This is a genomic window from Bradyrhizobium japonicum USDA 6 (assembly GCF_000284375.1).
Taxonomy (GTDB): Bacteria; Pseudomonadota; Alphaproteobacteria; order Rhizobiales; family Xanthobacteraceae; genus Bradyrhizobium; species Bradyrhizobium japonicum.
The window spans coordinates 8,775,931-8,798,762 of the sequence record NC_017249.1 but is presented as its reverse complement, the minus strand read 5'-3'; the positions used below and the strand labels follow the sequence as shown (position 1 = coordinate 8,798,762).

General features: G+C 64.4%; 24 protein-coding genes and 1 pseudogene. 8 read left to right on the top strand and 17 right to left on the bottom strand.

The window, feature by feature from the left end; all coding sequences use genetic code 11:
* Positions 1 to 3: 3 nt before the first annotated feature.
* Positions 4 to 221: pseudogene (locus tag BJ6T_RS49015) on the bottom strand (hypothetical protein).
* A 124-nt stretch (positions 222 to 345) separates the two neighbouring features.
* Positions 346 to 1,791, bottom strand: coding sequence for a TAXI family TRAP transporter solute-binding subunit (locus tag BJ6T_RS40490; RefSeq protein WP_014498298.1), 1,446 nt, complete (start codon positions 1,789 to 1,791; stop codon positions 346 to 348).
* A gap of 405 nt (positions 1,792 to 2,196) precedes the next feature.
* Between BJ6T_RS40490 and BJ6T_RS40485 the strand changes: the two genes are divergently transcribed.
* Positions 2,197 to 2,544, top strand: a complete 348-nt coding sequence (locus BJ6T_RS40485; protein WP_038933545.1) for a DUF3307 domain-containing protein — start codon at positions 2,197 to 2,199, stop codon at positions 2,542 to 2,544.
* 294 nt (positions 2,545 to 2,838) lie between these two features.
* Positions 2,839 to 3,252 carry a hypothetical protein gene (locus BJ6T_RS47850; protein ID WP_014498296.1) on the top strand — a complete coding sequence of 138 codons (414 nt, stop codon included), beginning with the start codon at positions 2,839 to 2,841 and terminating at the stop codon, positions 3,250 to 3,252.
* Here BJ6T_RS47850 and BJ6T_RS40475 read toward each other — a convergent pair.
* Positions 3,249 to 3,572: a YkgJ family cysteine cluster protein gene (locus BJ6T_RS40475; protein WP_014498295.1), complete on the bottom strand. Its 324-nt coding sequence runs from the start codon at positions 3,570 to 3,572 to the stop codon at positions 3,249 to 3,251. The genes BJ6T_RS47850 and BJ6T_RS40475 overlap by 4 nt on opposite strands.
* Before the next feature lie 5 nt (positions 3,573 to 3,577).
* Positions 3,578 to 4,276: a helix-turn-helix transcriptional regulator gene (locus BJ6T_RS40470; RefSeq protein ID WP_014498294.1), complete on the bottom strand. Its 699-nt coding sequence runs from the start codon at positions 4,274 to 4,276 to the stop codon at positions 3,578 to 3,580.
* A gap of 113 nt (positions 4,277 to 4,389) precedes the next feature.
* Here BJ6T_RS40470 and BJ6T_RS40465 point away from each other — a divergent pair, with 113 nt between their 5' ends.
* Both BJ6T_RS40465 and BJ6T_RS40460 read left to right on the top strand, forming a co-directional pair.
* The gene (locus BJ6T_RS40465) at positions 4,390 to 4,650 is read left to right on the top strand and encodes a hypothetical protein (RefSeq protein ID WP_014498293.1); all 261 of its coding nucleotides are present in this window, start codon (positions 4,390 to 4,392) and stop codon (positions 4,648 to 4,650) included.
* A gap of 68 nt (positions 4,651 to 4,718) precedes the next feature.
* The gene (locus BJ6T_RS40460) at positions 4,719 to 5,447 is read left to right on the top strand and encodes a glutathione S-transferase family protein (protein WP_014498292.1); all 729 of its coding nucleotides are present in this window, start codon (positions 4,719 to 4,721) and stop codon (positions 5,445 to 5,447) included.
* A 255-nt stretch (positions 5,448 to 5,702) separates the two neighbouring features.
* Here BJ6T_RS40460 and BJ6T_RS40455 read toward each other — a convergent pair whose 3' ends face one another.
* The 6 genes from BJ6T_RS40455 to BJ6T_RS40430 form a co-directional block, all read right to left on the bottom strand.
* Positions 5,703 to 6,854: an ABC transporter substrate-binding protein gene (locus BJ6T_RS40455; RefSeq protein WP_014498291.1), complete on the bottom strand. Its 1,152-nt coding sequence runs from the start codon at positions 6,852 to 6,854 to the stop codon at positions 5,703 to 5,705.
* Positions 6,855 to 6,943: 89 nt separating this feature from the next.
* Positions 6,944 to 7,363, bottom strand: coding sequence for an acyl-CoA thioesterase (locus BJ6T_RS40450; protein WP_014498290.1), 420 nt, complete (start codon positions 7,361 to 7,363; stop codon positions 6,944 to 6,946).
* 25 nt (positions 7,364 to 7,388) lie between these two features.
* Positions 7,389 to 8,150 carry a 3-hydroxyacyl-CoA dehydrogenase gene (locus tag BJ6T_RS40445; RefSeq protein WP_014498289.1) on the bottom strand — a complete coding sequence of 254 codons (762 nt, stop codon included), beginning with the start codon at positions 8,148 to 8,150 and terminating at the stop codon, positions 7,389 to 7,391.
* A 25-nt stretch (positions 8,151 to 8,175) separates the two neighbouring features.
* Complete coding sequence (locus BJ6T_RS40440; RefSeq protein WP_014498288.1) at positions 8,176 to 10,059, bottom strand: feruloyl-CoA synthase; 1,884 nt, start codon at positions 10,057 to 10,059, stop codon at positions 8,176 to 8,178.
* A complete protein-coding gene (locus BJ6T_RS40435) occupies positions 10,056 to 10,865 on the bottom strand; it encodes a crotonase/enoyl-CoA hydratase family protein (RefSeq protein ID WP_014498287.1) in 810 nt (269 codons plus the stop codon). Before BJ6T_RS40435 ends, BJ6T_RS40440 begins: the two co-directional genes overlap by 4 nt.
* A 129-nt stretch (positions 10,866 to 10,994) precedes the next feature.
* Entirely contained in the window at positions 10,995 to 11,810 is an 816-nt protein-coding gene (locus BJ6T_RS40430) for a DUF2270 domain-containing protein (RefSeq protein ID WP_307724529.1), read from the bottom strand.
* Between the two features lie 88 nt (positions 11,811 to 11,898).
* Here BJ6T_RS40430 and BJ6T_RS40425 point away from each other — a divergent pair, with 88 nt between their 5' ends.
* Positions 11,899 to 12,522, top strand: coding sequence for a histidine phosphatase family protein (locus tag BJ6T_RS40425; protein ID WP_014498285.1), 624 nt, complete (start codon positions 11,899 to 11,901; stop codon positions 12,520 to 12,522).
* A gap of 38 nt (positions 12,523 to 12,560) precedes the next feature.
* Here BJ6T_RS40425 and BJ6T_RS40420 read toward each other — a convergent pair whose 3' ends face one another.
* From BJ6T_RS40420 to BJ6T_RS40405, 4 genes are all read right to left on the bottom strand, one after another.
* Positions 12,561 to 13,022, bottom strand: coding sequence for a DUF3237 domain-containing protein (locus BJ6T_RS40420; RefSeq protein WP_014498284.1), 462 nt, complete (start codon positions 13,020 to 13,022; stop codon positions 12,561 to 12,563).
* A gap of 12 nt (positions 13,023 to 13,034) precedes the next feature.
* Positions 13,035 to 14,354: a TRAP transporter large permease gene (locus tag BJ6T_RS40415; RefSeq protein WP_014498283.1), complete on the bottom strand. Its 1,320-nt coding sequence runs from the start codon at positions 14,352 to 14,354 to the stop codon at positions 13,035 to 13,037.
* Between the two features lie 2 nt (positions 14,355 to 14,356).
* Complete coding sequence (locus BJ6T_RS40410; RefSeq protein ID WP_014498282.1) at positions 14,357 to 14,866, bottom strand: TRAP transporter small permease; 510 nt, start codon at positions 14,864 to 14,866, stop codon at positions 14,357 to 14,359.
* A 293-nt stretch (positions 14,867 to 15,159) separates the two neighbouring features.
* Positions 15,160 to 16,176 carry a TRAP transporter substrate-binding protein gene (locus BJ6T_RS40405; protein ID WP_014498281.1) on the bottom strand — a complete coding sequence of 339 codons (1,017 nt, stop codon included), beginning with the start codon at positions 16,174 to 16,176 and terminating at the stop codon, positions 15,160 to 15,162.
* Positions 16,177 to 16,436: 260 nt separating this feature from the next.
* On the opposite strand from BJ6T_RS40405, the gene pobA reads away from it, so the two are divergent.
* Both pobA and BJ6T_RS40395 read left to right on the top strand, forming a co-directional pair.
* Positions 16,437 to 17,606: a 4-hydroxybenzoate 3-monooxygenase gene (pobA, locus tag BJ6T_RS40400; protein ID WP_014498280.1), complete on the top strand. Its 1,170-nt coding sequence runs from the start codon at positions 16,437 to 16,439 to the stop codon at positions 17,604 to 17,606.
* 328 nt (positions 17,607 to 17,934) lie between these two features.
* Entirely contained in the window at positions 17,935 to 18,354 is a 420-nt protein-coding gene (locus BJ6T_RS40395) for a PaaI family thioesterase (protein WP_014498279.1), read from the top strand.
* 146 nt (positions 18,355 to 18,500) lie between these two features.
* On the opposite strand, the gene BJ6T_RS40390 is transcribed toward BJ6T_RS40395, so the two are convergent.
* Complete coding sequence (locus BJ6T_RS40390; protein ID WP_014498278.1) at positions 18,501 to 19,385, bottom strand: LysR family transcriptional regulator; 885 nt, start codon at positions 19,383 to 19,385, stop codon at positions 18,501 to 18,503.
* Between the two features lie 121 nt (positions 19,386 to 19,506).
* On the opposite strand from BJ6T_RS40390, the gene BJ6T_RS40385 reads away from it, so the two are divergent.
* A complete protein-coding gene (locus tag BJ6T_RS40385) occupies positions 19,507 to 20,142 on the top strand; it encodes a pyridoxamine 5'-phosphate oxidase family protein (protein ID WP_014498277.1) in 636 nt (211 codons plus the stop codon).
* Positions 20,143 to 20,334: 192 nt separating this feature from the next.
* Here BJ6T_RS40385 and BJ6T_RS40380 read toward each other — a convergent pair whose 3' ends face one another.
* A complete protein-coding gene (locus BJ6T_RS40380; RefSeq protein WP_014498276.1) occupies positions 20,335 to 21,066 on the bottom strand; it encodes an ABC transporter ATP-binding protein in 732 nt (243 codons plus the stop codon).
* Positions 21,063 to 22,832: a branched-chain amino acid ABC transporter ATP-binding protein/permease gene (locus BJ6T_RS40375; protein WP_014498275.1), complete on the bottom strand. Its 1,770-nt coding sequence runs from the start codon at positions 22,830 to 22,832 to the stop codon at positions 21,063 to 21,065. Before BJ6T_RS40375 ends, BJ6T_RS40380 begins: the two co-directional genes overlap by 4 nt.

The window sequence follows — 22,832 nt, the reverse complement described above, 5'->3', positions numbered from 1 at the left end:
GCGCTACCTGAAATGCGGCGGCTCGTCGTAGCCGCGGCGGCTGCTGAAAAAAGCAACATCATCAGGCCGACGCCGACGACGATGGCGAAACCCGCCCCCAGCGCCAATGCCACATAGCCTTCCGTCGGGATCGGCTCGCCCTCGACCGCCATTGCGGAATAGGCGAAATATCCAGCCGCCACCAGCATGCCCAGAAGGATGATGACGAGGAGTGTACGCATCGCGCGTGCTCCGGTTGTATCCGGGAGCAAACGGTTGTGGACCGGGGACGGTTCCCGGATTCGGCCGGGAGATTCACGGGAAATGCCGGCAAGGTGCCGCTGCGAGACCCGTCAAATCGACAGGTCAGGCACTCTGAGCTGTCTTGACCACGACGATCTTGCTCTCGTCCTGCTGGGGAGGGGCCGTATCCTGGGCGACCTTGTCGGCCTCGCCGCAGTGGCGTTTGAGATAGTCGCGGCGCATGCCGATCTCGTCGCGGACGAACTCGTAGCCGAGCTTGAAGGTGTCGAGCCCGTCGGTACTGATCGTGCCGTCCCTGAGACCTATGACGGCGCCGCGCAGAATGCCCTCCAGCTCATCCTGGAGACATTCGAGCTGGTCCAGAGAATGGGCGTGCTCGATGCGTTCGCCGATGTCGAGGACGGCGGTGGAAAGCTCGCCAGCCTTCTCGGGCGCGATCCGGGTGATCTTGGCGTAGATCGCAGCGAAGATCGAGCCGATCACGCTGAGCGCGGCGGCGCCCAGATACATCAGGTCGCTGTACTTATCCATGAACGACTTGGTGTCGTCGTTGATGTAGTCGGCCGCCCCCTGATGCGCCATCACGTAGGCATCCTTCTCGACGGAGGCCGGCTCGATTCGGCTGGCGAAGCCGTTGTCGAGCCCGAGCGCGGATTTGTTCTCATAGACGACGCGCGCGAGCTCCCCCGCCGTGCCCGCCGACATCCTGGATTGCGCGACCAGCAGCCATTCGAGCCCGATCGTGTCGAGGTCGTCGTCGGGAATTTCCGGCGACGCAGACAGCGTGCCCGCGGTCAGCGTCTCGCTGGAAATGCCAGGAATCCTGCGCGCCAGCGCCTTGGCCTCGTCGATCGCGTTCAGCGTGAAGCCGCCGCGCCTGGCGACCTGCTCATAGGCCTTGTCCCGCACCGCCCTGGAGGCATGGACGATGGCGATCACCGCGCCAAAGCCGCTCGCCGGTGCGAACAGCTTGTCGAGCGTTGCACCCTGCGGCGCCATCTGGATCTTCGCGGCATCCGGACCGTCGGGAATGTCGAGGATGCTACGGACGAAGGCGAGCGAGGATTCGTTCTCGGCGAGGACGGCAACCTTCTTCTTCTTCAACTCGGCGAGCGATTTGATCTTCTTGTTGCCGGGACCGAGCAGGAGCACCAGATCGTGCTCGAGGATGGCGAGCGTGCGCGCCCGCAGCGGCACCTTGGTATCGGTGCGAAGGACGGCGAGGTCGGCCTGCTTGCGGTCGAACTGTGCGAGCGCCTTGGCATTGTCTGCGTTGTTGACGATCTTGATCCGGAAGCGCGAGGCGTTGTTCTTCAGCAAGGTGGCGAGCTTGGCGGCGAACAGCGCTTCGTCGCTGTTGGGGGGGCCGACGGCAAAGGTCAGCGTCTCCGAATTGTGCAGCATGGCGCGGCCGCCCCAGACGGTAGCGAGCGACAGCAGCAGGGTCAGCACGACGTAGAGAAGGACCTGCTGCTGATTGGTCTTGATTACCTTGGGGCGCCGCGGCGGCGGTTCGGTCGGTGACGAGGTCGGGCCTTCAGTACTCATGGCAGCACTCCGGCCCTATTTCTGAGTGGCGGACGGCTCGCGGATGCGATCGCGGCGGGCGCCCTGCAATTCCTAAACGTCTGAAAAAAGAACGAAATTTCTCTGCCGACAATGATAGCGTGCCGATGCCGGAAAGCAAATTTCGAGCCGGAGGTAACCTTACTCGATCTGGCCGCGGCGATTGGTCATCCTATCACTAGTTAGCCACAGTTGGCGATTTTCCAGTTCCCCCCGGCTGCATTCCGTCGCGGGAGATGTCATAAATCACACGTCCCGGCGATTTGACCGGTCCAAAAAAGAAGTTGCGCTGAACGCTCCGATCTTTCTTGTCACGTCAATGAGGGCGTCAGCTTGTCGTTTCCACCCATGTCATCGGCGGTTCCGGTCGAAGCGCTCATTGGCTGGATGTTGCTGCTCACCTTCAAGCACATCATCGCCGATTTCGTGCTCCAGACTGCCTGGATGGCGCACGGCAAGGACCAGAAGCACGGCTGGGCTTTGCCGCTTCTGGTGCATTGCCTGATTCATCTCGCGGTTGCGCTGCCGCTGATCCTGTTGGTGGCACCGCGGTTCTGGTTCGTCGCGTTCATCGACTTCGCGATCCATATCACCATCGACCGCGCCAAGGGGTTCGTCTCCGCCAATTTCGGTGTCGACCTGGCGCATCCCTGGTTCTGGACCTTGATCGGCGTCGACCAGGCCCTGCATCATTTGACCGGTTTCGGCCTTTCCATCTTCATGGCGGCGAACTGAGGCCGGCGGCTCTCCGGAGTGGCTGCCGGGCCTGCATGGTTCGAGACGGCGCTTCGCGCCTCCTCACCATGAGGGGTTAGGACCCTTCAGCAGAAGCAGAGCTCATCCTGAGGAGCCCGCCAACGGCGGGCGTATCGAAGGATGGCCGCAGGCGGTCGCCAACCCCGTTGTCAAACCACCAGGGCGCCTCGGATTCGCGACCGGGGCGCAAGGACCCCGGGTGACTACCGGGCGGCGTGGTTAACCTTTCATTAGAGAATTGCGCTGCATCTTCCGCATCGAGGGAGAACTGCAATGTTTTCAAGCCGCGACGCCTATGAAAGCGATTTCTGCCCGGTCCGCGACGAACTCCTTGGCGAGATGTATCGCGCCAGCGAGAGTGGCCTGCCGAGGCTGGTTGAGAGTGTTTCCCCTGACGCGCGCGCCAGGCTGGCGCTGTTCTGCTATCGCCGCAGCCATCTGCACTCGCTGGCGGTCGCGATCGCAGCCAGCTGCAGCGAGCGTGACCTGATCGACAACGGCGGCCGCGTCGGCTCGACGCTCTACGCGCTGTCGCGCGAAAGCACGGTCAAATCGTCGCCGTCGCTGTCGGGGGGCCGCAAGCCGATCACGCTGTCGACCAAGCCGCTCTCGGTGCTTGCACCGCTTGAGGACGGGTTCGACGACGAGGTCAGCGAAGCCGTTCCAGCTGTAGCCGTTCCAGCCTAAGCGGCCTCGACTACCGGCAGTCCGAATTTCCGCCGCGCCATCGCGCATTCGGCGTCTCCCGGCATGCAGGTGCGGCACACCTCCGGCCGCACCTCGTAAATGCCGCAGGCCGTCTGCTTTCCGATCTCCCCCCGCAACGCCGAACAGCGATCGCCCTCGCAGCGCATGCCGGATTGGCGCGCGTTGACGAGCGTCTCGGGGATTGCGGCAAGCTCCTCGTCGCTCTCGATCGAGAAGCGCGGCCAGTTCTCCGAATAGCCACAGCAGGCGCCGCAGCTCTGGCACCAGCTCGACAGGTCGACGGGGGAGATCTCTTCCATCGCGCTCACGTGTCCTTTGGCGGGCCCCAGACCAGGCTCTGCCGCCATCTTGCGCGCAGCACATCGCGCCGCTCCGGATATTTATCGTCGAGATAGCTAGCATCCACGACGCGGTCGGTGCGGAAGCTGCGGAAGTCGCCGCGTAGCTCGCACCAGGCCGCAAGCAGGCGCACGGCTTCGAGATAGCCGACCGAGATCGGCCAGATCATGCGCTCGCTGGGGCGACCCTGCTCGTCGCGATAACGCAGCATGATCTTCTTGCCTTCGTGGATCTGGGTGCGCGTGCGCGCCATGTCGAGGCGGTCCGGCTCCCTGTTCCAGCTCGGCCGCGCGCGGCTTGCCGGCTCCAGCACGAAGGGACGCAAGCGCTCAGGCACGGTGTCGGCGATCTTGGCCATCAAATCTTCGGCCGCGCGTGCCAGCGCGGAATCGGCATGGCCCGCGACCCATTGCGCGCCCAGCACGGCCGCCTCGATCTCGTCGGGTGTCAGCATCAAGGGCGGCAGGTCGAAACCCTTCTCCAGGATGTAGCCCATGCCGGCTTCGCCGCGGATCGGCACGCGCTGGCCGATCAAGGTTGCGATGTCGCGATAGATGGTGCGCTTCGAGGTCTCGAGCTCGGCCGCGATCGCGTCCGCGGTCAGCGGCTTACGCGTGCGCCTCAGCACCTGGATGATCTGAAACAGCCGGTCGGCGCGTCTCATGGCAATTCTCTCATCGGGGGACGGATCAGAAAACGGCGCGCTGCTGCTGACAGGATGTTGGCAGCAGGGGGTGTCTATACCGGGACAACACATCGACTGAAGAGGATTTGTCCATGATCATTCCAACCCATTTCGGCCCGGCGATTCCGATGTTGCGGGCACAGGTCTGGTCCGCCTGGGCGCTCGGCCGCCTCGTTTCGCTCGATCTCATGGCCGTCGACCTCCGATTTGCTCTCGCAAGCGTGATGGCACGCTTGCTGACCCGGGCTGCGGACGCGCTGGCCCGCCATGTCATGGCCCGCGCCTGGCGGGGGGCCCGTTTCGCAGAAGATATCACGGCTGCTGCCACCATGGTGGCAGCAGCCGGTCACTAGGTTCCCTCAAAGTTTCGCAAGTCCAAATTTCGCAAACCCAAATTTCGCAGGTCCAGGAGAGAGTTCGCATGATCACGCTTTATGGCTTTGGCGCCGGCTTCGGCCTGCCGGAAATCAGCCCCTTCGTCACCAAGACCGAGGTGCAGCTCAAGATGGCGGGACTGCCCTACCGGAATGAGCGGGCAATGCCGCCGGCCTCGCCCAAGGGGCAGCTGCCGTTCATCGACGACGGCGGCGAGGCTGTGGCCGATTCCACCTTCATCCGCGCCCATATCGAGCGCCGCTATGGCTTCGATTTCGACGCCGGGCTGTCGCTGGCCGAGCGGGCGCAGGCCTGGGCGTTCGAGCGCATGATCGAGCATCACGTCTACTGGGCGCTGGTCGGGGCGCGCTGGGTCGATCCGGTCAACTTCGCCAAGGGGCCCGCGCATTTCTTCGACGGCGCACCGGAGCACAATCGCGAAAAGTTGCGCGAAGATGCGCAATTCCGTGTCGCCGAGAACTATCTGCTCTCCGGCCTCGGCCGCCACGCGCCCGATGACGACGTCGATCTCGCGGTGCGTTCGCTGTTCGCGCTCTCGGTCCAGCTCGGCGACAAGGCCTACCTGATGGGCAACAAGCCCTGCGGCGTCGATGCCACCGCCTTCGGCGCACTCGCCGGAATCCTGACGCCCTTCTTCGAATCCGGACTGCGGCAAAGGGCCGAGGGATTTGGCAATCTCACGGCGTATGTCGATCGCATGATGGACAATTACTATCCGGAGTTCGCCTGGACGCCGTTGCGGCAGGCGGCTTAGGGCTCGGCATATCCGCAGGCTCGGTGCAACCTCTCCCGCTTGCGGGGGAGGTCGGCGCGAAGCGCCGGGTGGGGGCTCTCTCCGCTGGGGGACTGCTTCAGACAATCCCACTGCGGAGGCACCCTCTCCCCAACCCTCTCCCGCAAGCGGGAGAGGGGGCGCAGCGACAGTGGGCCCGCAGCTCGTTGCTACAGCCAAAACAAAAGAGCCGGCCCATCAGGCCGGCTCTCGTCGCCTCGAAACTTTCGTCGCGCCTTATCTCACCAGCGTGTACTTGCCGTTCTTCACCGTGAGCAGGATGCGTGAGCGCTCGTCGAGGCCGTAGCGGTCCTTTTCGGTGAAGTTGTAGACGCCCTGGCTCGCTGCCAGCTCCTTCTCCGACAGCAGCGCCTGGCGGATCGCTTCGCGGAATTCCGGCGTGCCGGGCTTCGCCGTCTTCAGCGCCGTCGGAATGATGCGCTTGAGGATCTCGAACGCATCATAGGAATGACCGGCGAACTGGCTGCGGCTGTTCGGACCGTACTTGGCTTCATAGGCGGTGTTGAGCGCGAGGCCCGGCTTCTTGGTGGCGGCTTCGTCCGGCTGGTCCTCGGGATCCATGACGGGACCGGAGGCCATCAGCACGCCTTCCGCCGCTTTGCCGGCGATGCGGATGAAGTCCATGCTGGCGGCGCCATGGGTCTGGTAGATCAGGCCCTGATAGCCGCGCTCGCGCAGCTCGGTCTGCGGCAGCGCGGCCGCGGTGCCGGAGGCGCCGACCAGGATCGCGTCGGGATTGGCGGCAACGAGCTTGAGCACCTGTCCGGTCACCGACGTATCAGGACGGGCGAAGCGCTCCTCATCGGCGATGGTCATGCCCATCGGTCCGGTCTGGGCCTTCAGATCGTTGAACCAGAGATCGCCGTACGAGTCGGAATAGCCGATATAGCCGATGGTCTTCACGCCCTTCGACTTCATGTGGTCGTACAGCACCTTGCCGACGATCGGGATCGGCTGCGGCATCGCCACCGACCACTTCATGCGCTCAGGCGTGATCGGGAACGGCGCCAGGCCGAAATGCGGAATGCCGGCCTCGTTGGCGACGTTGGAGACCGCGATGGTCGGCGGCGTCAGCGCCGAGCCCATGATGATGTCCGCCTTGGATTCGGTCACGAAGCGTCGAGCGTTGGTAGTTGCCGTGGTGGGATCGCCGCCGTCGTCGAGCACGATCACCTTCAGCGGCACGCCGCCGATCTCCTTCGGCACGAATTCCAGTGCGTTGCGCTCGGGAATGCCGAGCGCCGCGCCCGGGCCGGTCGTGGTGGTGGTGATGCCGATGGTGATTTCGCTGGTCTGGGCCAGTGCAGGCAGAGCCGGCAGGGCAAGCGTCGCAGCAGTGATGGCGGCGGTCAGGTAAAAGCGTTTCATCTATTCCTCCCTTGACGTGTTTCTTTGAAAGCAGAAATCGGGGGTAATTCAGCCCCCTCTTTTGGCGATGCGGCGATTTAGCTCCAGACCTAATTTCCCGTGAATTTGGCGACCATTTCCGCCGGAAACGGTGCCGATTTCAGCTTGTCGGGGTTAACGGGATCGCGGCCGACCAGGACGCGGGTCTCAAAACCCTCGATCGCCAGCGCCTCGCCCTTGTAGACGTTGTGCTTCACCTCGAAGCTCGAGCGCTTGATGCTCTCGATCTTCGTCTCGATGGTGATCCAGTCGCCATAGGTCGAAGGGATGTAGAACTTGGACCGCGTGTCGACCATGGGGATGCCCACCAGGCCGTATTTGCGGACCAAGTCCTGCTTGGAGAATCCGGCGACCTCGAACAGGGTCGACGTCGAATCGTCGAACATCGCGAAATAGCGCGGGTAATAGACGATGTTGGCGGGGTCGCAATCGCCCCACTGGATCTGGACGTCGCGCCGGTTCACGAACATGCGATGGCCCTGCTTTCGTTGCGCCTTACTTCGGCGCCATGCGCAGCGAGCCGTCGAGGCGCACCACTTCGCCGTTCAGGTACGAATTCTCGACCATGTGCAGCGCGAGCGCGGCGAACTCGTCGGCATGGCCGAGCCGGCGCGGGAACGGGATCGCAGCCGCGAGCGAGTCCTGCGCTTCCTGCGGCAGGTTGGCGAGCAGCGGCGTCAGGAACAGGCCCGGCGCGATCGTCAGCACGCGGACGCCGAACTGCGCGAGCTCGCGCGCGATCGGCAGCGTCATGCCGACGATGCCGCCCTTCGAGGCCGAATAGGCCGACTGGCCGATCTGGCCGTCATAGGCGGCAACGGACGCCGTGTTGATGATGACGCCGCGCTCGCCGGTCGCCTGCGGCTCGAGCTTGGACATCTCGGTTGCGGCGAGGCGCAACATGTTGAAGGTACCGATGAGGTTGACCCTGATCACCTTGTCGAAATCGGCAAGCGCCATCGGCCCGTCGCGGCCGACCACGCGCTTGGCGACGCCGATGCCGGCGCAGTTCACCAGCACGCGCGCGGGTCCATGCGCCTTGGTCGCCTGCGTGATCGCGGCCTCAGCCGAGGCGGCGTCGGAGACGTCGCAGGTCACGGCGACGCCCTTGAGCTCGGCGGCGACGGTCTCCGCAAGCTTGGCATTGAGGTCGAACACCGCGACCTTGGCGCCCTGCGCCGCCAGCTTTCGCGCGGTCGCAGCGCCCAGTCCCGATGCACCGCCGGTAACGATGACTGCCTGATCCTTCAACAACATGGCGTTCTCCTGTAGCGATGGTTTCTTACCCGACCGATATCACACGGTCTGATGGATTGGCAGCGTAGAGCTCCTCGATCAGCGCGCCGCGATGCTCGAGCACCGCGCGCTGGTTGATCGAGCCCTTGTCGGTGACCTCGCCCTTGTCGATCGAGAGCGGCGTATCCAGCAGGATCGCGCGCGTGATCCGCGTCGAGGAACCGGTGGCCGAAGACAGAAAGCGCGTCAGGCGCTCGCGGAAGGCTTCACGGACCAGCCGGTCGCGGGCGGTGACGGTGAGATCGTCGGCCGGCAGCGTCGGGTTGATCAGCCGGCAGCCGTCGAGATCGAGCAGCACCAGCGCCGAGATTTCGTCGCGGTTGATGCCGGCGATGACGACGTCGCGCACCAGCGGCGCGCAGGCCGCGACGAAGCGCGCACGCAGCGGGCCGACGCTGACCCAGGTGCCGCTGCCGAGCTTGAAGTCTTCGCTGACGCGGCCGTCGAAATCGAAGCCGGCGTTGAGATCGTCGGGATCGACGGGCTTGAGCGCGTCGCCCATCTTGTAAAATCCTTCCTCGTCGAAGGATTTTGCGGTGATGTCGGGCTGGCGCCAATAGCCGGGCATCACGTTCGGCCCCTTGGCCCGCACCTCCATCTTGCCGTTGTTCGGCACCAGCTTGGCGTCATTGCCCGACACGGGCAACCCGACATGGCCGGAGCGGCTGGTGCGCGGATTAACCGACATGAAGAACGGCGCGGTCTCGGTCGCGCCCAAGCCGGTCAGCATCGGCACGCGGTAGCCTTTTTCCTTCACCGCGAGCTCGTCGAGGCTGTTCCAGACGAACGGCGATAGTGCTGCGCCCGAGAAGAACATCGCGTGCAGCCGGTCGAAGAACTTTGCGCGCAGGCCCTGGTCGTCGCGCAAATAAGGCAGCAGCGATTCATACCCCTTGGGGACGTTGAAATAGACCGTCGGCGAAATCTCCTGGAGATTGCGCACGGTCTCCTCGATGCCGCCCGGCACCGGCTTGCCGGCGTCGAGATACATCGAGCCGCCATTGTAGAGCGTCAGGCCGATATTGTGGTTGCCGCCAAAGGTGTGATTCCAGGGCAGCCAGTCGATGATGACGGGCGGCTCGTCCTTGAGGAAGGCGAGCGTCTCGCGCAACATCACCTGGTTGGCGCAGATCATGCGCTGGGTGTTGATGACGGCCTTGGGGTTGCCGGTCGAGCCCGACGTCAGCAGGAATTTTGCGATGGTGTCCGGGCCGATTTTGCCGTGCACCTCGTCGAGATCGCTGCGGATCGGCGTCGCCATGAGGTCGGCGAGCAGGGTGACGTCGCGGCCCGGCACGCTGCCCCAGGACGCGGCGATCTCGGTGCCATCAGAGACATTGGCGGCGAGCGCATCCGCGAACTTGCCGGCGTCCTCGGCGAAGACGAGGCCGGGCGTCAGCAGCTTCATCAGGTAAGAGAGCTTGCCGTAATCCTTCGACACCAGCGAATAGGCCGGCGACACCGGGCAGAACGGAATTCCGGCATAGAACGCGCCGAACGCGAGCAGCGCGTGGTCGATCGAATTGCCTGACAGGATGACGACCGGCCGCTCCGCCGACAGGCCGCGCGCAATCAGGCCGGAGGCAATGTGCCGGCTGGCGGCGAGCAACTCGGCGTAAGTGATCTTGCGCCAGCCGCGGCCGCCTTCGCGCTCGGCCATGAAGACGCGGTCCGGCGTCGTCGTCGCCCAGTGATGCAGGCGGTCAGTGAGGCGGACTGGATAGTCGCCGAGCGGCTGCTTGGGCCGCAGGTAAATCGTGCCGTCGTCGCGCCGCTCGATGTTGACGACGGGATCGCCGAACGAAATGGGCCGCAGCGGGGAAGTGCTCGCGCCGCGCTCCATGCTGGAAGAGGACGGCTGTCCGCTCATGACTTCGGCTTCACCTTTGCGGTCTTGTGTTCGAGGAATTCGCGGATCCTGCGTTTCGCCTCTTTGTCGCTCTGCGCAACCGTTGCCATCAGCGATTCCATCAACAGGCCGGCCTGCGGATTGGCCTCCGCGATCATCGGCAGCGCCTGGAGCACGGCGAAGTTCGTCAGCGGTGCGTTGGCGGCAACCTTGGTCGCAAGCTCCAGAGCTTTGCCGAGCCCGTTGCCGGCCTCCGTCACATATTGCGTAAAGCCGTAGGAGGCGCCTTCGGTCGCGCTGTAGACGCGGCCGGTCAGCATCATGTCCATCATCCTGGCAACGCCGATCAGTCGCGGCAGCCGCACCGAGCCGCCGCCGCCGACGAAGATGCCGCGCTGCCCTTCCGGCAGGGCGAAATAGGTCGAGGGCTCGGCGACGCGGATATGGGCGGCGCAGGCAAGCTCCAGCCCGCCGCCGATCACGGCGCCCCGGAGCGCGGCGATCACAGGCACGCGGCTGTACTGGATGCGGTCGAACACCCGGTGCCACATCTGGGAATGGAGGAGGCCGCCGGTCGCGTCGTGGTCCTGGAGCTCGGAGAGGTCGAGACCGCTGGAGAAATGATCGCCGATGCCGTGGATGACGACCGCGCCGATATCCTCGGGCAGGGAGGCAAAGCACTCGCCGATTTCGAGGATAATGCCGTCATTGAGCGCATTGCGCTTGGCCGGCCGGTTCAGGCCCACGGTCAGAACCCGGTCCGCCCGCTCGATCCTCAAAAGCCCGGAGGCGCCCGCGTCAGCGGTCTCGGCGTTTCCCTGTGTCATTTGCGTCCTTGTCAGAATAGTTATGTTGTATAACGAATTTTGGGGAGTCAAGACGGAGCAGTCCTCCCTGACGGCGGGGCTGCTACACTCGTCTCGGCTCCCCCAGGAACGGCTAACCGCTCCGCGTCATCAACCCATCGCCACCTGGTCGCCCTTGGTCCCGTGCTCGCGTTGGTCGAGCCACATCGTGCCGAGCGCGAACGCCAGCCACCCGAAATTGTAGGCAAAGCCCATGATCAGAACGATCCAGCCGGGAATCGGTCCGACGGCGGCGCGATCAATAAGTTCCGTCAAGGTCAACGCAGGTGTCGGATGGATTGCAATCTTGCCGTAATAGGCGGTTGCCTGGATGGCGAGGATCCAGACGTAGTTGCGACGCAACCGCCGTCCGGCTGCGCGGACAAACGAAATGTGATGGCGGGGCGCAGTGTAGTCGCGCGCGAGAACATCCTTCCAGCTGTCATCGTGCGCTTCACCGGTGAAGATTGGCGCATAGAAATTCCTCTCCAGCCAACGAGCCCGGGCACGCCAGACATTGAAATAGCGATAACGCCGCGCCTCCATACCAAGGAACACGGCAAGGAGCAGTCCGACGAGTACGAGCGGCAGAGGCGAAGCCTCCGGGCTCGAAAAGGTCGTCGACAGTGCGATGCCCATCGTGACGATCGCCCAATTGGTCGTGTTGTCGAGCCGCGTTCGCCAGATCGTCGATCGATAGACCTCGCCGCGGTAGAGATGAGCGATGGCGCCCATTTCGGCGGAGTCGAGGGTGTGTCGGGGAGCTGGTTCGCTGGAAGCCATAAGAGACATGGTGGGACTCCCGTGGTCTGCATAACCTTGCGCCGGACCATCCTGAAACCAGCCGAGCTCTGGGTCAAAGGCGGATTCAGGGTTGCTGACCGCGGGCCTCGCCGCCGAAAAGGGCGAATCTGGAGCAACAATCAAGGAAACCGCAAGCGCCCGGCAAAGCTTTTCGGCGCCGCCGCGGGCATTTGGGTGCGTGGACTGATGGCCGGCTCATCGGAGGTGTCCAATGAGGAAGATTGCCTGCATCGCTCTCCTGGTCTTTCTGGCCCCTTTGTATCCGGCAGGAGCGGTCGATACCGATGCGCTGGTGAGCGAGCTCCGGGGCGGTGGCTATGTCATCATGTTCCGCCATGGCGCAACGGACGACAGTCAAAAGGACGTCTATCCCCTCAACGTCACCGACATGACGGCGCAGCGTCAGCTCAGCGCGAACGGGCGCGAGATGGCTGCGGACGTCGGCCGGGCCGTCAGGAAGCTCGGCATTCCCATCGGTCTTGTGCTCACCAGCAAGCTCAACCGCGCCGTCGAGACGGGAAAACTGTTGTCCAGCCGGGACGTTCAGGCGGTCGACGCATTGACCGACAGTGGGGGCAGCGCATCGGCGATGGCGAACCCGGGCGGCGCCAATCGCAAGGCGGGCGCCGCGGTGCGCGACCTCGTCAACACGCCTCCGTCCCGGGCAACCGATACAATCCTGGTCACCCACAAGACCAACTTTGCCGACGCCTTCGGCAAGGACGCCGGCGATGTGCAGGAAGGCGAGGCGTTCGTCTACAAGCCCGATCCGTCAGGACAGCCAAAACTGGTCGCGCGGGTAAAGGCCACCGACTGGATCGCTGCGGCGAAGTAGTGCGCTCGGCACCGCCACAATCGCGGCATGCGTGACCCTCACATCACCTGATGCACGTCGATCACGACGCGGTCGGCATGGCGTGCGGCTGAGGCCACAAAAATGTGCTGCATCAGCCAGCGATATTTGTCGTGCCCCGTCTCGAATCTTGGGACCGTGCGGAAGTAAATCAGCTTCGGATCGACCGGCTCGCCGCGCTTCAGCTTGTGCAGCAGCTCGACCGGGCCGAAGCGCATGCCCTTGTTCTCGACATAGACGATGGCGCCGTCATCGGTCTCGAAGGCGTATTTCGCTTCGAGATCGATCAGCTCGTTGGGGCGGATGGTCTGGAAGTCGGCGCCGAACGGCAGCACCTTGCCCGTGATCGCGCCCGTCACCTCGCCGCCGATGATCGGGATGATGCGGCGGACCCCAATGCCGGTCTCGCCGACGGTGACGACGTCGCCAATCTTTGCGGTGATGGTGAAGACGTATTTGGTCTCGAGCGCGGGTGTGGTCATCGCTTCACCTCGTCATTGCGCCATCATCCGTGTTGGCAGCCACGTCGCCAGCAGCGGGAACGCGATCAAAATCACCAGCCGCACCAGATCCGTCGCCACGAAGGGAATCACGCCCTTGAAGATCGTGGAGAAGGAGACGTCCTTCACCACGCTTTTGATGACAAAGACGTTCATCCCGACCGGCGGATGGATCAGACCGAGCTCGACGGTCATCACGATGATGACGCCGAACCAGATCGGGTCAAACCCGAGATGCGTGATCACGGGAAAGATGATCGGCACGGTGAGGATGATCATCGCCATGGCGTCCATCAGGCAGCCGAGCACGAGATACATCACCATGATCAGCGCCAGCACGCCGTAGGGGCCGAGGCCGAGACCAGTGAGGAATTCGGTGACCTTCTGCGGCGTCTGCGTCACCGTGAGGAAGTAGCCGAAGATCAGCGCGCCGATCAGCACCGTGAACACGGCGGCCGCGGTGCGCGTCGCCTGCAGCAGCGAGGCCAATATCTTCTCGCGGTCGAGCCGCCCCGTGACCACGCCGATGATGAAGGCGCCCGCGGCGCCGACGCCACCGGCCTCCGTCGGCGTGAAGCGCGGCAGGAACGGCAGGCCGTAGAGGCCGCCGATGACGAAGACGAACAGCAAGACCGGCGCCCAGATGTCCTTCAGGCCCGCAAAGCGCTCGCGCCACGGCAGCACCTTGCCCTTGGGCAGGAAGTCCGGGCGGAAATGACCGATCAGGAAGATCGTGATCATGTACATGGTCATTGCCAGCAGACCCGGAATGATGCCGGCGATGAAGAGCTTTCCGATGTCCTGCTCGGTAATGATGCCGTAGACCGCGAGCACGGTGGAGGGCGGCAGCATCGCGCCCAGTGTGCCGCCCGCCGCGATCACGCCGGTGGCGAAGGACTGCGGATAGCCGAAGCGGCGCATCTCGGGATAGGCGACGGCGGAGAAGGTCGCGGCGGTCGCGACGGAGGAGCCGCAGATCGCGGCAAAGCCGCCGCAGGCGCCGACGGTGGCGATGCCGAGCCCGCCGCGCAGATGCCCGACAAAGCCGTTGGCGGCGCGGAACAGCTCGCGGCTCATGCCAGAATTGCTGACGAAGGAGCCCATCAGCAGGAACATCGGGATGACGCCGAAGGTGTAGTCTGTGACCGTGCGCATCGAGGTCTGGCCGACCAGCTTAAGCGCCGCCGTCCCGTTGACGAGATAGGCGAAGCCGGACACGCCGACGAGGCCCATGGCCATGCCGACGGGCACGCGCAGCAGCATCAGGACGAACAGGGAAACGAAGCCGATTAAGGCGACGGCATCGGTGCTCATGATTACTCCGTCGCCTTCAATTTGGGATCGTGCATGTCTTCGGGATGGAAGATCAGGCGATAGGTGCGGATCGCGATCAGCAGCACGGCCGCGGCATCACCGATCCACGCGACCGCGAAGAACGGCCAGGTCGGCATGTGCATGTCGAAGGTCTGGACGTTGTCGTTGTAGGTGCCGCGCACCTTGTCGAACAGCGTCCAGGTCTGCACGGTGACGACGAACAGCAGCACCAGCGTTGCGAACACGTCGATCCAGCGCTGGTAGCGCGGTCCGACATTGCCCCAGACGAGATCGACCGTGATGTGCGTGCCGCGATAGGACGTCGCGGCGATGCCCCAGAAGATGAGGATGCCGAGCAACATGCGGCCGATATCGAACGAATCGGGGATCGAGTAGTTCAGCGTGTTGCGCAGCAGCACCGACAGGAAGATGTCGAGCGCGACGATGCCGACGAAGCCGGCCGCGATCCATTCGATCGTGTCGATGATGCGGTCCATCCAGGAGCGCTTCATGGGAGAGTCCTATCGCGTGAGGTCATTCTCTTGATTCAGATGTCGCCGCGCACTTTGCCTCTCCCCGCGTGCGGGGAGAGGCCGGAATTCGCGCTGGAAGCGCGGATTCCGGGTGAGGGGACTCTCCGCGAGTCCAACTGTCACCGCCCCCGCGGAGACTCCCCCTCACCCCAACCCTCTCCCCGCAGGCGGGGAGAGGGGGAGGAAGCGGCGTGCGCTCCTCACCGTGCAACCCGCCTGCAGAACAACGGCGGCGAGATGTCCTCGCCACCGTGCTTCTTTCGCCGCGGCGCCTACTCCGCCAGCGCGTTGTACTTCTTCAGTGAGGCCTTCAGATCCGCCAACGCGGCGTCGGGATCGGCGCCGGCCTTCTTGGCGCCTTCGCCCCAGGTCTTGACCAGCGGCTCGGCGGCCTTCTTCCAGGCGGCGGTCTGCTCGGGTGTCAGCTTGTAGACCTCATGATTTGATTCCGCCTTGACCTTGTCGATGCCCGCATCCTCGAACTTGCCCCAATGCTCGCCGACCATGCCGGCCATCTCGGTCGAGCAGTTCTTGTCGATCGCGGCCTTCTGCTTGTCGGACATCGCGTTGTACTTGTCCTTGTTGATCACGAACACGAAGGTCGTGGTGTAGAGCGGCGCCTCCATGTCGTACTTGGTCACCTTGTCGATGCCGAACAGCACCAGCGAGCCCCAGGGGAAGGTGACGCCGTCGGCGACGCCGCGCTCGATGATGTCGCGCACTTCGGGCGCGGAGGACTGCACGTTGGTGCCGCCGAGCGAGGTGACGAAATTCGCCATGGTGGCGTGCGCGGGACGGATCTTCAGGCCCTTCACGTCTTCCGGCATCACGATCTTTTTGGTCTTGGAATGGAAGGAGGAGGGCGAGTGGACGAAGGCGAGGCAGTATTTGACGTCCTTCATCTCCTTCTCGGCATATTTGCGGTACCAGGCGTCCAGCCCCATCGAGCCGCCCTTGGCGTCCGAGATCAGGAACGGCAATTCGCCGGCGCCGACGATCGGGAAGCGGCCGGGCTGATAGCCGGGATTGACATAGGTGACGTCGGCGATGCCGTCGCGTGCCATGTCGTAATGGTCGAACGCCTTGCCGAGCTGCTGGGCGGGAAACACCTTGCCGGTGATCGTGCCGCCGGAATCCTTGTTCACCGCGGCCACCCAGTCTTCCAGCGATTTCTGCAGCGGATGCGACGCCGGCACCCAGTGCGAGACTTTCAGGTCGAAGGTCTTGTCCTGCGCGAACGCGGGGCTCACGCTTGCTGCCAGCAGCAAAGCCAGACAGGCTTTCCTCATCGGTCGTCTCTCCCTGTTTCGACGGCGGGCTTCGATGGCCCGGTCTCATTAATTAACATGTTATCTAATTTGCCGGCGCATTCAAGCCGGAACTGGCGCGGCGTGCCGCCGCGTCATCTACGTCAGCCATGTTGCATGGATTTGTCGCTGCTCGGGCGCACTCCCCTTTTGCCCAACGATTATATGATATAATTATCTTGCGCGGACCGACGCGACAAGCGAGCCGCGGCGAAAACCTACAGGATCGGGAGGAGCAAGTATTGCGGACAAAAGTCGCAATCATCGGGGCCGGGCCGGCCGGATTGTTGCTTGGGCAACTGCTGCACCAATACGGCATCGACAATGTGATTCTGGAGCGGCAGAGCCCGGACTACGTGCTCGGCCGCATCCGTGCCGGCCTCCTCGAGGAGGGAACCGTCGCGCTGCTCGACCAGATCGGCGCCAGCGCGCGGGCGCATGCCGAAGGCCTGGTGCATGAAGGCATCGAGCTCGCCTTTTCCGGCCGCCGTCACCGCATCGACATGAAGGCCGCGACCGGCAAGACGGTCATGATCTATGGCCAGACCGAGGTCACGCTCGACCTGATGAATGCGCGCAAGGCCGCGGGCCTCACCTCGGTCTACGAGGCCAAGGACGTGCAGCCGCACGATTTCGACGGCAGTCGGCCTCGCGTCACCTATGTCAAGGACGGGGTCACCCACACGATCGATTGCGACTTCATCGCCGGCTGCGATGGCTTTCACGGCGTCAGCCGGACCAGCGTCCCGGCCACGGCGATCGAGGAGTTCGAGCGGATCTACCCGTTCGGCTGGCTCGGCATCCTCTCGGAGACGCCCCCTGTCAGCCACGAGCTGATCTATTCAAACCATGCCCGCGGCTTTGCGCTCTGCACCATGCGCTCGACCAAGCGCAGCCGGTACTATGTGCAGTGCGCGCTCGACGACCATGTCGACCAATGGCCGGACGACCGCTTCTGGGACGAATTGAAGCGCCGGCTCGACCAGGAGGCGGCCGACAGTCTGGTCACGGGCCCCTCGATCGAGAAGAGCATTGCGCCGCTGCGCAGCTTCGTCGCCGAGCCGATGCGGTTCGGCACGATGTTCCTGTGCGGCGACGCCGCCCACATCGTGCCGCCGACCGGCGCGAAGGGGCTGAACTTAGCTGCCAGCGATGCGCATTATCTGTCGAACGCACTCCGCGAATTCTACGACGAGAAATCCAACGCCGGCATCGACGCCTACTCCGCCACGGCGCTGGCGCGGGTCTGGAAAGCGGTGCGCTTCTCCTGGTGGATGACCTCGATGCTGCACAAATTTCCCGACACCGGCACCATCGGCGGGCGCATCCAGCTCGCCGAGCTCGACTACGTCACGCAGTCGCAGGCTGCGATGACGTCGCTGTCGGAGAACTATGTGGGGCTGCCGTTTTAGGACTGTGACGTTGGTGCCGTAGGGTGGGCAAAGCGCAGCGTGCCCACCGCTTCTTCTCTATTCCAGGCGAGACGGTGGGCACGGCGCTTCGCGCCTTTGCCCACCCTACGGCATCGCGTGCTCTCTCCACATCGTCATTGCGAGCGAAGCGAAGCAATCCAGGAATCTTTCCGCGGCGACAGTCTGGATTGCTTCGTCGCTTCGCTCCTCGCAATGACGGCACCGCTCATTTCAAACACCTGCGCAAATTCCGTTTAAAACTTTGTAGGCGGTGAAACTGTCATCCAGATCGCGTTCAATGGCGCCAGCCAGCAACGCGAGGCACGCTATGATCGACACCGACATTCCCGACGGCTTCGAGCCGTTGTTTCGCAAGAGCCCTCTCACCGAACCCTGGGAGCCGCTTTACGCGAAGAACACCGACAAGGCCGTCATTATTGGCCTCCGGCTGGCAAGGCCGCACACCAACGGCCGTGGCTTGATCCACGGCGGCCTCATCGCCGCGCTTGCCGACAACGCCATGGGCTATAGCTGCGCGCTGGTGACGAACTGGACCACTTCGTTCGTGACGGTCTCACTCTCGGTCGATTTCGTCGGCTCCGCCGAGATCGGGCAGTGGTGTTCGATCGAGAGCGACGTGATCAAGACCGGCAAGACGATCTGCTTCGCGCAATGCCTGATCAAGGCCGACGGCGTTGTGATCGCACGGGCGAGCGGGACGTTCCGCGTGGTGCCAAAGAAGGCGTAAGGCTCTCGTGCCCCGGACGCGGTGCGGCGCGAAGTGCCGCTGCGCAGAGCCGGGGCCCATCCATCCGCAGCCCATGCTCTGGCCTTCTGGGTCCCGGCTCTGCGCAGCAACGCTACGCGTTGCAGCGCGTCAGGGACACGAGACCATCACCCAAACTTCCACTCGGCCATCTCCAAGACCAAATCAATGAAGGCGCGCACCTTGGCCGAGAGCAGGCGCGAGGTCGGATAGACGATGTGGATCGGCAGCGCCGGCTGCTCGTATTTCGCCAACACGATCTTGAGCCGCCCGCGCTTGAGGCCCTCCGCGGCCTGATAGGCCAGCACGCGCGTCACGCCGCCGCCGGCCTCGGCATATTGCAGGGCGGCGTCGGCGCTGTTGCTGGTGAAGCGCGGGTTGACCATGACCTCGATGTCGCGGCCGTCCTGCACGAAGCGCCAGCTCGCGGACGGGCCGAACGCGATGGTCTGGTGTTCGAGCAGCGCCTCCGGCGTCTTCGGCTCGCCATGGCGCTTCAGATAGCCCGGCGTCGCCACCACGATCCGCCGCATCTCGCCGACCTGGCGCGCGACGAGGGAGGAGTCGGCGAGATGGCCGATGCGGACGGCGGCGTCGACGGCATCCTCGACGAGGTTGACCAGATGGTCAGATAGCCTGAGTTCGCAGGCGACCTCGGGATAGCGCTTGAGGTAGGCGGTCATCACCGGCCCGACATGGAGCCGGCCGAAGCCGATCGGCGCTGACACCACGAGACGCCCGCTCGGCCGGTTGCGTTCCTCCCGCGCGGAGCCGTCGGCCTCCTCGACGTCGGCGAGGATTCGCCGCGCGCGCTCCAGATAGCGCGTGCCGACATCGGTCAATCTCACCTGCCGCGTGGTGCGTTGCAGCAGCCGCGCGCCGAGATGCTCCTCCAGCGCCGCGATCAGCCGCGTCACGGCCGAAGGCGACAGCTGGAGCTTGCGCGCCGCCGGCGCAAAGCCGCGCAGATCGGCGACGGTGACGAAGACGTGCATGGCTTCGAGGCGGTCCATGGTATTATTGCATATAACGCAATTATGAAGTGTCAAGCCGCCGGATTGTTTTGGTCGCCGGAAGGGCCAATTTAGACCCCGAAAGACGCAGGAATGCGCCGGGATTTCAGGAGATGTTCCGATGACGGCAGCTCAGACCTACGCCAGCGACGTGGCGTTCACGCCGGCGGTGAAATCGATCCAGACCCGAAAGGGATCGCGCGAAGGCTATGCCCATTCCGAGCAGCGCGGCTGGCGCACCGAGGTCGATGAGAACCTTGCGGCGTTCCTGGCTGACGCCAACAGCTTTTATTTCGCCACCGCCTCGGCCGACGGCCAGCCCTACATCCAGCATCGCGGTGGCCCGAAGGGGTTTTTGAAGGTGCTGGACAAGCAGACGCTGGCTTTCACGGACTATGCCGGCAACCGGCAATACATCACGCAGGGAAACCTGTCCGAGAATCCCAAGGCCTATATCTTCGTGATGGACTACGCCCATCGCCGCCGCGTGAAGATCTGGGGCGAGGCGCGCGTCGTCGAGGACGACGAGGCGCTGACGACGTCGCTGATGCCTAAGGGCTACCGCGCGCGCCCGGAGCAGGTGATCCTGTTCAAGATCGCGGCGTGGGACACCAACTGCCCGCAGCACATTCCGCAGAAGTTCGATGCGCCGGATGTCGCGGCAGCGCTGGCGGCGAGGGACCAACGGATCGCGGAGCTGGAAGCGGAGGTCGCGGCGTTGAAGGGGAAAGCGAGTCTGTCTTCAAGCGAAAGCTAGTTCGGCTCGCACGGTACACCCTCTCCCCCTGCGGGAGAGGGTGGCTCGCGGCATAGCCGCGAGAGGGGTGAGGGGTGTCTCTCCGCAGGCGATGGTCCCACGTCGTCATTGGTGGAGAGAGCCCCTCATCCGGCACGTTTACCCGCGCTTACTTCTCCAACGAGGGAGAGGGAAGAGGAGCCAGCCAGGAAATCAGATCACACTCGCGCCTTCGTGCTGGAAGCCGAGATAGCTGGCCGCCACGCGCTCGTTCGCCGCGATATCGCTGGCCTTGCCGCTGAGCACGAACTCGCCGAGCTCCATCACATAGGCCTGGTCCGCGATCTTCAGCGCGGCCTGCGCGTTCTGCTCGACCAGCAGCACGGAGACGCCGCCGGCGCGGAGCTCGGTGACGATGCGGAAGATGTCGGCGACGATGATCGGGGCGAGGCCGAGGCTCGGCTCGTCCAGCATCAAGAGCTTCGGCTCGCCCATCAGCGCGCGGCCCATTGCGAGCATCTGCTGCTCGCCGCCGGAGAGGGTGCCCGCCAACTGCTTGCGCCGCTCCTTCAGCCGCGGGAACAGCGTGTAGACGCGCTCCATCGAGGCTTTCGCCTTGCTGCGCTCGATGCGGAAGGCCCCGAGCTCGAGATTGTCCTCGACATTCATGGTCACGAACAGCTCGCGGTGCTCTGGAACGAGGCCGAGCCCCATCGCGACGCGGTCCTCGATGTCGAGCCGTGACAGATCTTGCCCTGCGAAGGCGACGCGCCCTTTCAGCGGCAAGATGCCCATGATGGCGGAGAGCAGCGTGGTCTTGCCGGCGCCATTGGCCCCGACGATGGTGACGATCTGGTTGGCGCCGACCTCGAGCGAGACCGAACGCACGGCCTCGACCTTGCCATAGGCGACATGGGCGTCGGCGACGGACAACAGCGCACTCATGCCGCCACTCCGAGATAGGCCTTGATCACTTCGGGATTGGTCTTGATCGTGGCGGGCGTGCCTTCCGCGATCTTGGTGCCGAAATCGAGCACCACGATGCGGTCGGCGAGGTTCATCACGAAGCCCATGTCGTGCTCGACAAGAAGCACGCTCATGCCGCCGTCGCGCAGTTCGCGGAGCAGCGTGGCAAGGCGCTGCTTCTCCATGTGGCGCAGGCCGGCGGCCGGCTCGTCGAGCAGCAGCAGCATCGGATCGACGCACAGCGCACGCGCGATCTCGACGATGCGCTGCTGGCCGAGCGAGAGCGAACCTGCGAGCTGATGCATCTGCTCGGCGAGGCCCACGCGCTCGATCTGGCGGGCGGCCTCCGCGAGCAGCCTCGCTTCATCGGCGCGGTCGAGCCGCAGCATCGAGGAGATCGGTCCCGAATGGCCGCGCAGATGCGCGCCGATCGCGACGTTCTCCAGCACGGTCATGTCAGGGACGAGCTTCACATGCTGGAAGGTGCGGGAGATGCCGAGCTTGACGATCTCCTGCGGAGGCGCCCTGTCGACCTTCTTGCCGAGGACCGAGATCGAGCCCGAGGTCGCCGACAGCACGCCGGTGATCAGGTTGAACGTCGTGCTCTTGCCGGCGCCGTTCGGTCCGATCAACGCGACGATCTCTTTCGCCTGCACGTCGAAGGAGACGTTGTTGACCGCGATCACGCCGCCGAACTGCTTTCGCGCCTTCTCGACCTGGAGCAGGACGCCGGACTGGCCGGCCGCGCGGGTGCGCTGCTCCAGTTTCAGCGAGGTGTCCGGCTTCTTGCCATTGGTGCGCTCCGGCAGGAACGACATCAGCCAGGGCCAGACGCCGCCGGGCGCAAGCTGGAGCAGCGCCACCAGCATGATGCCGAACACGATGGTCTCGACCTGGCCGGAGCCGGGCAGGATCAGCGGCAAATAGCTCTGCAGCACCTCCTTCAGGACCACGACGATCGCCGCGCCCAGTACGCCGCCCCAGACATAGCCGGCGCCGCCGACCACCGCGATGAAGAGATATTCGATGCCGGCCTGCGCGCCGAACGGCGTCGGGTTCACCGCGCGCTGAAGATGCGCGTAGAGCCAGCCGGAGAGACCGGCCAGCACCGCGGCGTGGATGAACACCAGGAGCTTGGCGCGCGGCGTGTGCACGCCGAACGCTTCGGCCGCGACGTGTCCGCGCCGCAGCGCGCGGATGGCGCGGCCGGTGCGGGAATCCAGCAGGTTCATCGTGAGCAGGGCCGAGAGGATCACGGCAACCCAGATCGCGTAATAGATCGAGCCGGGCGAGAGCATCTTGAACGAACCGATCGACAGCGGCGGGATCGCCGAGATGCCGTCGTTTCTTCCCAAAAATTCCAGCTTGCTGAAGAGATAGAACAGGCCCAGCCCCCAGGCGAGCGTGCCGAGCGGCAGATAGTGCCCGGAGAGACGGACGGTGACGAGGCCAAGCAGCACCGCCAACGATCCGCTGACGAGCAGCGACAGCGGCAAGGTCAGCCATGGCGACAGGCCATAGGCCGTCGACAGCACCGCGGTGGTGTAGGCGCCGAAGCCGACGAAAGCCGCCTGGCCAAACGAGGTCAAGCCGCCGACGCCGGTGAGCAGCACGAGGCCCATCGCGACGAGGGCGGCAAGGCCGATATTGTCGAGTAGCACGATCCAGAACGGCGGCATGCCCGGGAGATGCGGGATCGCCGCCATGAGAAGCGCGAAGATGAGGATGGGAAGCCGGCTCTGCAT

Coding starts and splice junctions, on each gene's coding strand:
- BJ6T_RS40420 (WP_014498284.1), bottom strand. CDS start 13,022: ATGACCACACCCGCGCTCGAGACCAAATACGTCTTCACCATCACCGCA.
- BJ6T_RS40415 (WP_014498283.1), bottom strand. CDS start 14,354: ATGAGCACCGATGCCGTCGCCTTAATCGGCTTCGTTTCCCTGTTCGTC.
- BJ6T_RS40395 (WP_014498279.1), top strand. CDS start 17,935: ATGATCGACACCGACATTCCCGACGGCTTCGAGCCGTTGTTTCGCAAG.
- BJ6T_RS40375 (WP_014498275.1), bottom strand. CDS start 22,832: ATGCAGAGCCGGCTTCCCATCCTCATCTTCGCGCTTCTCATGGCGGCG.
- BJ6T_RS40405 (WP_014498281.1), bottom strand. CDS start 16,176: ATGAGGAAAGCCTGTCTGGCTTTGCTGCTGGCAGCAAGCGTGAGCCCC.
- BJ6T_RS40465 (WP_014498293.1), top strand. CDS start 4,390: ATGATCATTCCAACCCATTTCGGCCCGGCGATTCCGATGTTGCGGGCA.
- BJ6T_RS40440 (WP_014498288.1), bottom strand. CDS start 10,059: ATGAGCGGACAGCCGTCCTCTTCCAGCATGGAGCGCGGCGCGAGCACT.
- BJ6T_RS40435 (WP_014498287.1), bottom strand. CDS start 10,865: ATGACACAGGGAAACGCCGAGACCGCTGACGCGGGCGCCTCCGGGCTT.
- BJ6T_RS40410 (WP_014498282.1), bottom strand. CDS start 14,866: ATGAAGCGCTCCTGGATGGACCGCATCATCGACACGATCGAATGGATC.
- BJ6T_RS40380 (WP_014498276.1), bottom strand. CDS start 21,066: ATGAGTGCGCTGTTGTCCGTCGCCGACGCCCATGTCGCCTATGGCAAG.
- BJ6T_RS40450 (WP_014498290.1), bottom strand. CDS start 7,363: ATGTTCGTGAACCGGCGCGACGTCCAGATCCAGTGGGGCGATTGCGAC.
- BJ6T_RS47850 (WP_014498296.1), top strand. CDS start 2,839: ATGTTTTCAAGCCGCGACGCCTATGAAAGCGATTTCTGCCCGGTCCGC.
- BJ6T_RS40470 (WP_014498294.1), bottom strand. CDS start 4,276: ATGAGACGCGCCGACCGGCTGTTTCAGATCATCCAGGTGCTGAGGCGC.
- BJ6T_RS40385 (WP_014498277.1), top strand. CDS start 19,507: ATGACGGCAGCTCAGACCTACGCCAGCGACGTGGCGTTCACGCCGGCG.
- BJ6T_RS40460 (WP_014498292.1), top strand. CDS start 4,719: ATGATCACGCTTTATGGCTTTGGCGCCGGCTTCGGCCTGCCGGAAATC.
- BJ6T_RS40475 (WP_014498295.1), bottom strand. CDS start 3,572: ATGGAAGAGATCTCCCCCGTCGACCTGTCGAGCTGGTGCCAGAGCTGC.
- BJ6T_RS40425 (WP_014498285.1), top strand. CDS start 11,899: ATGAGGAAGATTGCCTGCATCGCTCTCCTGGTCTTTCTGGCCCCTTTG.
- BJ6T_RS40390 (WP_014498278.1), bottom strand. CDS start 19,385: ATGGACCGCCTCGAAGCCATGCACGTCTTCGTCACCGTCGCCGATCTG.
- BJ6T_RS40445 (WP_014498289.1), bottom strand. CDS start 8,150: ATGTTGTTGAAGGATCAGGCAGTCATCGTTACCGGCGGTGCATCGGGA.
- BJ6T_RS40455 (WP_014498291.1), bottom strand. CDS start 6,854: ATGAAACGCTTTTACCTGACCGCCGCCATCACTGCTGCGACGCTTGCC.
- BJ6T_RS40490 (WP_014498298.1), bottom strand. CDS start 1,791: ATGAGTACTGAAGGCCCGACCTCGTCACCGACCGAACCGCCGCCGCGG.
- BJ6T_RS40485 (WP_038933545.1), top strand. CDS start 2,197: ATGTTGCTGCTCACCTTCAAGCACATCATCGCCGATTTCGTGCTCCAG.